Annotated in this window: 3 protein-coding genes and 2 pseudogenes; 1 reads left to right on the forward strand and 4 read right to left on the reverse strand. The window is 67.1% G+C overall.

Annotated elements, in window-relative coordinates; genetic code table 11:
- Positions 1 to 324 precede the first annotated feature (324 nt).
- Positions 325 to 1,176 (forward strand): amidohydrolase family protein, encoded by an 852-nt coding sequence (locus AB0J76_RS49360; protein WP_352325109.1) that lies wholly within the window; start codon positions 325 to 327, stop codon positions 1,174 to 1,176.
- 325 nt (positions 1,177 to 1,501) lie between these two features.
- Here AB0J76_RS49360 and AB0J76_RS49365 read toward each other — a convergent pair.
- The 4 genes and pseudogenes from AB0J76_RS49365 to AB0J76_RS49380 form a co-directional block, all read right to left on the reverse strand.
- Positions 1,502 to 2,084: pseudogene (locus tag AB0J76_RS49365) on the reverse strand (fumarylacetoacetate hydrolase family protein).
- Between the two features lie 251 nt (positions 2,085 to 2,335).
- Positions 2,336 to 2,572, reverse strand: a pseudogene (locus tag AB0J76_RS49370) (IS3 family transposase); the annotation flags it as partial.
- A gap of 382 nt (positions 2,573 to 2,954) precedes the next feature.
- Complete coding sequence (locus tag AB0J76_RS49375; protein WP_364394317.1) at positions 2,955 to 6,932, reverse strand: glycoside hydrolase N-terminal domain-containing protein; 3,978 nt, start codon at positions 6,930 to 6,932, stop codon at positions 2,955 to 2,957.
- A gap of 247 nt (positions 6,933 to 7,179) precedes the next feature.
- The coding region (locus tag AB0J76_RS49380) for a chitobiase/beta-hexosaminidase C-terminal domain-containing protein (RefSeq protein WP_364394320.1) at positions 7,180 to 8,091 on the reverse strand (912 nt) is incomplete at its 5' end.

Here is an 8,091-nt window from a genome sequence, read left to right on the forward strand (position 1 = left end):
GGACGTCCCCGGCACCTATGACGCCTACAAGATGACCGTGACCGCGACCGCCTCCGGCGGTGACCCGCAGATGTCGGAGATCGAGATCCCGCTTCAGTGACCGAAGACAAGCAGGTGACGAACGCGCTGCGGGCTCAGCCCTGATATCGCAGTGAGCGTGGCGGGCGGTGGCGATCATCCTTGCCGCCGCTCGCCATCACCGCATCCCCCGTAGGGACAGGCGAACAGCACGCTCGAAGTCACCGAGAACATCGTGCACGCCGCCACCGTGATACCTGAGGCGTTGCGGGCTGAACGCGGCTTGATGAAGGAGGCAGCCGCACCATGATCCGGATTGACGCCCACCACCACCTCTGGAACCTCTCGGCCCGGCCGCAGGCGTGGCTCGACGCGCCGGAGCTGGAGCCGCTCAGGCGTGACTTCGGCCAAGTGGACCTGCGTGTGGTGACCGAGTCCGCCGGGGTGGACGCCACGGTGCTTGTCCAAGTGCTGGCGGACGTCGGTGAAACGGAGGAGTTCCTCGCGCTGGCAGGGCAATCCGATCTGATCGCCGGAGTCGTGGGATGGGTCGACCTGACCGCGCCCGACGTCGCCGAGCAGGTGGACCGGTTGCGCCGCGGACCGGGCGGCGACCGGCTGGTCGGCGTCCGGCACCTCGTCGAGGCCGAACCCGACCCGGACTGGTTGGTGCGCCCCGACGTGCTCGCAGGGCTGCGCGCGGTGCGCGACGCCGGACTCGTCTACGACCTGTTGACCCGGCCGCACCAGCTCACCGCCGCACTGGAAGCGGTGCGGGCGGTACCGGACCTCCTGTTCGTGGTGGACCACCTGGCCAAACCGGACATCGCCTGCCGCGTGCTCCAGCCGTGGGCGACCCGCCTCTCGGCGCTGGCCGCCGAACCGAACGTGCTGGCCAAGGTGTCCGGTCTGGTCACCGAGGCGCAGTGGTCGCGGTGGACCGCACTGGACCTGCGGCCCTACGTCGACGTCGCGTTGGAGGCGTTCGGTCCGGATCGGCTCATGGTGGGTTCCGATTGGCCGGTCTGCCTGCTCGCCGCCGACTATGACCACGTGCTCGCCACCGCTGTGGAACTCCTCGACGAGTGTTCCGCGGCGGAACGCGACCAAGTCCTCGGTGGCACGGCCACCCGCGTCTACCGGTTGGGGAACCGCTGATGGACACCGTGCGACTGGCTTACGGCCGGCTTCCGCAGACTCGCCTTCGGCGCTGTTCTCGGAGATCTCCGCCCGCGCGGTGACCGTGCCCGACGAGTGGCAGGTCCAGATCCAGGACCGCATCCAGGCCGAGATGGGGCTCTTACTACTGCCACAGTGCTGGAGAGGGCCTAGTCTCCAAGACATCCGATGTCTAAGAGGAGTCTGGCGTGGCCGTCACCGATGCCGCGATCGACAAGATCAACTAGACGATTCAGGATTTGGAGGGCTTTCTCGGGGGTGAGGGCGCCGCTCAGGTAGCGGAGGTCGACGATCTCTTCCGGCGTCATCTCGCCGAGCAGCAGCCACAGCGGCTTGCCTTCGCGCTTGGCCTTGAGTCCCACAGCGCGTTGACGACCGCGGAGATCGCCAATGTGCAGCCCGGGTCCAGGACCATGATCCGGCTCAGGTAGCGGACGGTCTCCGCCAGGCCGAAGATCATGTTCTTGGTGCTGCCGTCTTGAGGCGGCTCGCCGTTGACCCACAACCGCAGGGCGAGATGCTGCGAGTCGCCGATCTCGTCGGCGGTCACCAGCCAGGGGCTCAGCGGGTTGAAGGTCTCGCATGACTTGCCTTGTCCCACTGTCCGCCGCGTTCGAGCTGGAACTCGCGCTCGGAGACGTCGTTGGAGATCGCGTAACCCGCGACGGACGCGAGAGCCTCCTCGTGGGAGCCGAGGTAGCGGCACGTCTTGCCGATGACCACGGCGAGCTCGACCTCCCAGTCGGTCTTCACACTGCAGCGCGGCACCAGCACTCATCAGGACCGATCACGGTGTTGGCGGCCTTCATGAAGACCACCGGCTCCGGAGGAACCTCGGCGCCGGACTCGGTGGCGTGGTCACGATAGTTAAGCCCGATGCACACCACTTTGCCGGGGCGGGCCTCAGGAGCTCCGATCCGCCGACCCTCGGCCTCGATGATAGGGAGGGTCCCCTGCTCCAATGCCGCACGAACGCGCTCCGCGCCGCCCGAGGCGAAGAACGCCCCGTCGAGTTCGACCTCCCCGAGGTCGCGCAAGTGTTTCCGGCGTCGTCAAGCACGGCTGGCATGCCGGTCCGAGTGCGTCGCCACCGCGCCATGTCCAGGACGAGCTTGGCTCGCTTGGTGGTGGCCGCCGACCAGCCCACGATCGCGCGGGAGTAGACATCGACGACGAACGCGACGCATACCACGCCGGCCCAGGTCGTCACGTAGGTGAAGTCCGCCAACTACCACTGGTTGGGGCGGGAGGCCGTGAAGTCGCGATTCAGCAGGTCGCTGGCACGCTCGTGTCCGGCGTCGCGCACGGTGGTGCGCCGCGCCACGACGACTCCTTCGCGGCCCAGCTGCCTCCAGACCTTGCGCACGCCGTAGACGCTGCTGTTGTTGTCGGCCGTGCACCCGGCTGATGTTGCTGCTTGAGCTCGGCGTCACGTACAGCGCGAACGCTTGGCGCGCAATTCTTGGTGGCGTAATAGGTGCTCGTTGCGATCTTCAACCTGTGCTCGGTCAGCACACGGGAGGTCGGCGCTCTTTCTCCTTGGAATGGGGCACGCCGAGGCGCGCCGGGTGGTGTTACAAACTGATGGGATGCATGACTGACACGACGGAATCGCGCCTCGGCAGCGGAGCATCCGAGCCGCTGCGTGGGGCGGCGTGGGGTGAGTGCCCTCGCCTGGCGAGGGCACTCACCGTCTGTCGGCGACGTGCCGGAGCGGCGCTCTATGGCGGCGTCCGGAACGCCGGTCTCGCTCGCCGTCAGGCCGGCGTGCCGCCGTGCCGGACGATCAGGGCGTCGGCGTCCCGGAGGAGGACGGCCCGGACCAGCTCGTCCGAGACGCCCTTCTTGCCGCTGACGGCGTCCTTGAACTTCCGGATCTCCTTGATGATCTTGTCATCCTTCTTGCCCTTGTCCTCGGCGTCGCGCACGGTGGCGAGGTTCGTCTGCAACCGGTGCGCCTCCCTGTCCGTCAGCTTGCCGTCCTTCTCGAAACGGTCGATCAGGGCGGCGATGTCCCGCGTCGAGGTCTCGACGGAGAACGTCACGGATTGCTCGGTCTGGCTGCCCGCGTTGCTGACCGCGGTGACCTTGACCGTGTGCGTGCCCAGCGCCAGCCCGTACAGCGGCTGGAGCGTCCCGGACTCGAACGGCTTGCCGTCGAGCGTGCCGCTCACCGACTTCACGCCGGAGACGGTGTCGACGACCTGCCAGGCGATCTGCAGGTCCTGGCTGTCGCCGTACTTCTCGCCGTCCGCCACGCCCGAGATCACCACGGCGGGCGCCTTGGTGTCGATCTGAAACGCGGCGGCCTTGACGTCCTCGACGTTCCCGGCCTTGTCGGTCGAGCGGTACTTGAGCTCGTGCTTGCCCTCACCCGAGACGGTGACCGGCTCGGTGTACGGCGTCCAGTCGCCACCGTCGAGCTGGTACTCGGTCTTGCCGACCCCACTGCCGTTCGCCTCGTCGGCGGCCGACAGCGTGACCGAGACCGGACCGGTGTACCAGCCGCTCTGCGGAGCCGCCGGGTCGGTGGTCGCGGTCGTCGTGGGCGCCGTCTTGTCGCCGTCGCCGCCGCCCTTGATCCGGTAGGTTTCGCCGGCCTTCGCGTCGAACCGGATCGTGCGGCCGTCGAGTTCGCCGTGGTAGTTCGGCACTGCCTGGACCTGCACTTCATGACCGTTGGAGTCCGTCACCTTCTTGCGCGCGATGTCCTTGCCCGCCACGGTGAGGGTCTGTGAGACGTCCGGCGTGAGGACGGCATCGGAAATGGTCCCGCCGGACCAGGCGATGTCGACGCCGACGTCTCCGCGAGCTCGCAGACCCGTCACAGAACCGGTGTTCCAGACCTGCGGCAGCGCGGGCAGGAGTTCGATGGCGCCGCCCTGGGACTGCAGGAGCATCTCTGTCGCCCCCGCCGTGCCGCCGAAGTTCCCGTCGATCTGGAACGGCGGATGCGCATCCCACAGGTTGTCGTAGGTGCCCTGCTTCAGCAGGTTGCTGTACAGGACGTGCGCATGGTCGCCGTCGCGCACCCGCGCCCAGAAGTTCAGCTTCCAGGCCATCGACCATCCTGTCGAGGAGTCGCCGCGCGTGTTGAGCGTCACCTTCATCGCGTCGACGAGCGCGTCCTGTTTCGCGCTGCGGCCGGCCACGACCTGGTCGCCGGGGTGCAGGGCGTACAGGTTGTTGGTGTGGCGGTGGTTCCCGTCGCCGGTGAAGTCGATGGCGATGGGGTGCTGCCACTCCTGCAGTTGCCCGCCCGGGTACGTCCGGCCGCCCTCGGTGTACTTGCCCTGCGGGGCGATCTGCAGGCCGAGCATACCGTCCTTGGCCTTGGTGATCTCGTCGATGTACGCCTTCTCGGCCGAGCGGCCCTCCAGGCCGTTCGACGGGTCAGCTGCGTCCAGACGGTCACCGAGTACCTTGTGCGCCTCGATGACATCCTCGAAGAGGCCGTTCACCACCGATTGCGGCTCGGTCGCGCCCAGGGAGTACGGGCCGTGCTCCGGGGAGTACGACGGGCTCACGACGAGCTTGTTGCTCTTCGTGTCCAGCACCAGGGTGTCCACCCAGAACAGCGCGGCATCGCGGAGCATGTCGTAGTGCTTGGCCAGGAAGTCGACGTTCCTGGTGTACAGGTAGTGCTCCCAGATGTGCTGGACCAGCCAGGCGCCGTCCTCGGGACTGTAGAACGCGCCCGAGGTCGCCGGAGCGGTGTTGCCCCAGGTGTTGTTCTCGTGCCAGGTGGTCCACCCGCGAGTGTCGGCGCCGAAGACGCGCTTCGCGCCTTGCGTGCCCCGCGGCACGAGGCTGTCGATGTAGCTGATCAGTGGCTCGGTGAGCTCGGAAAGGTTCGTCTGCTCTGCGAGCCAGTAGTTCATCTGCAGGTTGATGTTGGTGTGATAGTCGCCGCTCCACGGCACGCTCGTGCCGTAGGCCCAGATCCCCTGCAGGTTGGCTGGGAGTGACCCCTTACGGGACGACGAGATCAGCAAGTACCGTCCGAACTGGTAGTACAGCGTCTCCAGGTACAGGTTCTCGGCCGCGGTGTTGGTGCCGTCGCGGTATCCCGCCAGCAGCTGCGGGGTGGTCTTGGCCGTGACGGGCGCCACGTTCCCGAGGTTCAGCTTGACCCGGTCGTAGAGCGACTTGTAGTCGGCCAGGTGGGTCTTGTACAGCTCATCGAAGGTGTGCTGGGACGCGGCGTCGATGCGCTGCTTGACATCGATCAGCGGATCACGCCCGTCGAAGTAGTTGTTCAGCGGGTTCTCGCCCTCATACAGCGGGTCGGCGGTGATGTCCTCCTGATAGTTGGTGTCCGTGGTGGTGAGCAGCACGACGGAGTCGGCGTTCTTCACCGTGATGGCGTTGTCCGTCGTCACCAGCTCGGCGTTCTCGCCCTGAGGAATGACCTTCAGCTGTTGTGCGTAGTGGAGGGCGTCGTTGAACTTGTTGACGTCATCGGCGCCCTGGTTGTGCCCGCTGACCCAGCCGGTGGCTGTCACCGTGTCGCCTTTGACGACGATCGATCGCGGGTCGATCGGCTTGATTCTGAAGGCCCGCGTGATCTTCCCCGGCTTGGAGGCGCTCAGGCGGATGGCCATGATGTTGTCCGGGTTGGAGACGAAGTACTCGCGCTTGAAGTCGACGTCGTTCGAGGTGTACGACACCGACGCCATGCTGCTGTCGAGATCCAGCTCGCGCCGGTAGTTGCTCACCTGCTCACCCGGGATCACGGGAAGCGGGATCTCGATCTCTGACATCTGCGGGCTGTCGCCGGAGGCGGTCGCGGTCACGGCCATCTTGTAGGCGTCATAGGTGCCGGGGACGTCCAGGTCGAACGACTTGTACGTCAGCCGGTCCGAGCCGAACGCGGCATCGGCCACCGTGTCCACGAGCGCCCAGTCCGAGCTGCCCCTCCTGGCGTACAGCTTCCAGCTCTTGAAATCGCGCCCAGGTACGTCGTTGCCGGTCGCCAGGCGGTACTTGGACGCGTCGAACGCCTTGGAGTAGGTCCACTGCACCTCGTACGGCTTGTCGGCGGTGGGCGCGCCGAACTCGTCGGCGTACATCTTGGTGCTGACGGAGCCGTCGAAGAGGTTCTCGGTCCCCTCGGTGTCGCGGGGGTTGGTGTAGTTCGCGGAGTACCCGGTGATCTCGATGGTGTCGCCGGAAGTGATGACGACCGTACTGAGCTGGTGGTAGCTGCCGTAGTTGCTCTTGTCCCCGGTGAGCTGGTTCACCGTGTTCGTGATCTCGGACATCTTCGCATCGCTCGGCGTCGTGGCCGGCGTGATGTTGCCTGCCGCATCGACTGTCGCGGGCGACGTCCCGTCCCAGGCGGACTGCAGCAGCTCCTGCGCCTTCTTGACGATGGCGGCGTTCTCCTGCGAGGTCTTGGCGCTGAACCCGCCGTCATAGGCGGGATTCTGCCCGGGACCACCTGTCCAATAGGTGTGGTCGTTGATGATGATGTCGTCGCTGTCGACGCCACCCATGATGCCGGCGCCGATGAAGCCGTTCCCCAGCGGGATGCTCTCCTTCTCCCAGGCCAGCGCCTTGTCGTTCGCCGGCCCCGCGGGCGCGGAGTACCAGGTCTTCAGGTGCGGCTGGTGGCCGAAGCCGGACGGCTCCTCCGCGGCCGCGACAGGGGCGGTGAGCGCCAGGAGGGCGCCACCCGCGACCAGCGCGAGGGCGAGCGAAGCCGAGACTGACCTCCTCGCACGCCGTCTCACGCCGAGAGGGACGGATCCATCCGCGTGGTTCCGAATTAATCGTGGCACACTCTTTCTCCTTCGAACGGGGCACGCCGAGACGCGCCGGGCGGTGCGACAAGCTGATGGGACGCATGACCCAGGCACGACGGATTCGTGGGGCGGCGTGGGGTGAGTGCCCTCGCCTGGCGAGGGCGCTCACCGTCTGTCGGCGACGTGCCGGAGCGGCGCTCTATGGCGGCGTCCGGCACGCCGGTCTCGCTCGCCGTCAGGCCGGCGTGCCGCCGTGCCGGACGATCAGGGCGTCGGCGTCCCGGAGGAGGACGGCCCGGACCTGCTCGTCCGAGACGCCCTTCTTGCCGCTGACGGCGTCCTTGAACTTCCGGATCTCCTTGATGATCTTGTCGTCCTTCTTGCCCTTGTCCTCGGCGTCGCGCACGGTGGCGAGGTTCGTCTGCAACCGGTGCGCCTCCCTGTCCGTCAGCTTGCCGTCCTTCTCGAAACGGTCGATCAGGGCGGCGATGTCCCGCGTCGAGGTCTCGACGGAGAACGTCACGGATTGCTCGGTCTGGCTGCCCGCGTTGCTGACCGCGGTGACCGTGACCGTGTGCGTGCCCAGGGCCAGCCCGTACAGCGGCTGGAGCGTCCCGGACTCGAACGGCTTGCCGTCGAGCGTGCCGCTCACCGACTTCACGCCGGAGGCGGTGTCGACGACCTGCCAGGCGATCTGCAGGTCCTGGCTGTCGCCGTACTTCTCGCCGTCCGCCATGCCCGAGATCACCACGGCGGGCGCCTTGGTGTCGATCTGAAACGCGGCGGCCTTGACGTCCTCGACGTTCCCGGCCTTGTCGGTCGAGCGGTACTTGAGCTCGTGCTTGCCCTCACCCGAGACGGTGACCGGCTCGGTGTACGGCGTCCAGTCGCCACCGTCCAGCACGTACTCGGTCTTGCCGACCCCACTGCCGTTCGCCTCGTCGGCGGCCGACAGCGTGACCGAGACCGGACCGGTGTACCAGCCGCTCTGCGGAGCCGCCGGGTCGGTGGTCGCGGTGGTCATGGGCGCCGTCTTGTCGCCGTCGCCGCCCCCCGGGACGGGAGGGTCGTAGGACAGGTTGCTGAAGGTCGCGAGCCCGAACCTCGCCGAATCATGCGACGTGTGAATGAGACCCGCGTCCTGCTT

Origin of the sequence: Nonomuraea sp. NPDC049624, assembly GCF_040675255.1 — a bacterium.
Lineage (GTDB): Bacteria > Actinomycetota > Actinomycetes > Streptosporangiales > Streptosporangiaceae > Nonomuraea.

What these genes read in the sequence shown, in the direction of transcription:
- AB0J76_RS49360 (WP_352325109.1), top strand. Translation starts at nt 325, where the DNA reads ATGATCCGGATTGACGCCCACCACCACCTCTGGAACCTCTCGGCCCGG.